This window comes from Acidovorax sp. KPB24-03, assembly GCF_057546605.1.
Map to the genome: position 1 here is coordinate 1 of NZ_BAAJYR010000504.1, position 2166 is coordinate 2166.

1 protein-coding gene is annotated in these 2166 nt (G+C 63.9%); it reads left to right on the forward strand.

What is annotated here, in order from left to right; genetic code table 11:
- Positions 1-269: 269 nt before the first annotated feature.
- A complete protein-coding gene (locus tag AC27KI_RS23240; protein WP_487116069.1) occupies positions 270-2081 on the forward strand; it encodes a leucine-rich repeat domain-containing protein in 1812 nt (603 codons plus the stop codon).
- Positions 2082-2166: the final 85 nt, after the last annotated feature.

The following is a 2166-nucleotide window of genomic DNA, read 5'->3' on the forward strand; positions in this document are numbered from 1 at the left end:
TAGCGATATGCCCTAGTGTTGATTGCGCTGGAGGCCGATGGGGCTTGAAGTCCTCCCCGACGCGGTGCGCGGATGCGGACTTCCTTCCGGTCTTCCGATCCTGGCGACAGGGCGTCGCGCGCCGTCAACGCCCCGTGTTGGCATCACGGCAGGAAGTCGGTTCGCGCAGCGCTGTGACCTTTTCGGTTTTGGCGCAGCGATTGCGCTGGACGGAAAGTAGCCTGAGGTGCGCTGGAACTCCAAAGCCGCCAAGCCTTCGGCGCACCTCCATGTTCAACACCATCCATCGCCTTTTCCATTCCCGTCCCCGAACCGGTCCAACGGAACGTGCACCTGCCGAGAACACGCCGCCACGCGGTTCTCCCCGTGCAGCCGAAGGCTCTGGCAGTCCGCTGACCGCGCGGCGCCGTGAAAATGCCCAGGCGGAAAACACCATGGCGCCCCGAAGCTCCGTGGTTGGGCGCGCTTCCAGTTCACCGCCGCGTTCGCCGCTGCATCCGGCCGCAGCGGCGGGTACCTCGTCGGCTGCCCTGGCCAGCAGCGTGGTGCGCGATATCGACGACTGGCTCGAGCGCAGCCTGCCGCTGGCAGACAAGGTGAATGGCAACGTCGACTTCTACGATGACGTTGAAGACAGAGACACGACACAGGATGTCTTGCGAGGGGTGGCCACCGCGATGCGCCGCGTGGCCATGGGAGACAGTTCCAGGCTCGTGGTGGCGTGGGGCCTTCCTGCCAAGACGCTGCCCGATGCGATCGGACGGCTGCAAGGCCTGCTGGAGCTGTCGCTGACCAACACCGGGCTGACCTCGCTGCCTGAAACCCTGGGTGAGCTTCGCCAGTTGCGCCATCTGACGCTGGCCACCAACCAAGAGATGGAGAGCCTGCCGGCGTCGCTGACGGCCCTCCCCAACTTGCACACCCTGCAATTGATCGGGAATTCATTGAAAGAACTTCCCTTGGACTTGGGGCGCATGCAAAGCCTGCGCACGCTCGAGTTGGGTTGCGGGGAATATTCGACCCTGCCAGCCAGCATCACCGAACTGCGCCACCTGACGCAATTGAGCGTGTCGCACTCTCGGCACATCCGGGAATTGCCCGAAAACATCGGCGACATGCAGGGGCTCCAGACATTGGTCCTCCAAGGGAATGCCAAGCTGGCGCGTTTGCCCGACAGCGTGGGAGACCTTTCCAACCTGCAGTTCCTGGACTTGGAGGGCACAAAACTGCAGACCCTGCCCCAGTCCCTGGCCCGGTTGCCCGCCAACTGCGTCATCCAGGTGCCCGATCATTTGCGCGGCCAATTGCAGCAAATCCGCCACCCCCAGGCTGCACGGCAAGCGGCGCAGGCGCCCACAGCGAGGATGTGGCCACCGACGACGCCCGCGACCCGGCAGGCTGGGCCATCACGGAACCACGGGGCTGAACTCCGGCGTGAGCTCAAGCGCATCGACCCCGACCTGACCGCGCGCTTTGACAAGTGGAGGGCGGGGCTGTCCCACGACGCGGTGATGTTGGGCCGATCGCTGACACGGGAAGACCGGGCCCTTCTGGATCAGATCGTGGCCGAGGCCATCGCTTCTGCCGGGTTTCGAAGCAGCTTCGACCAGTTTTTGAGCGAACACACACTCAAGGCCGTGGATGCCGACGGCGTGACGCAGGTGCATGACGGCCCGGCCGTGTTGGGCGACGTCAAAACCGGGTTCTCCAAAATGCTGGAGCACAAGATCATGCATACGCAAGACCCGCGCGCGGCGCTTGACCTGCTGCAGGGCGCTCTTCGCGATCCCGGTCTGGGCATGTCGCGCGAAGCGCTTCTCCACGAAAGAGACCTGCTCGATCCTCGCCTGACGCGCATGTGGGCGCCGTTGCGGGCCTACATTTCCATGCACGACGTCAAGGTAAAAGCCAAGCAGGAAGCCGCGACCAAACTGGCCATGGCGCAGTTCGAGAACGCGGAGAAGGGCGTCATCAGCGAAGCGAAAGCGATGCGGGAGTCTAAAAAGGCGGAGGCCAAAGTGAATGACTCCATCGACCGGCGGGCCCGAGCGCTGGTGGATGGCGAATGGCGCATCCGGTAGGCAGCGCCAGCGCCTTTGGTGCGCTATTGAATTTGTAGCGTCATGCCCTGGTGTCGATTGCGCTGGAGGCCGATGGGGCTTGAAG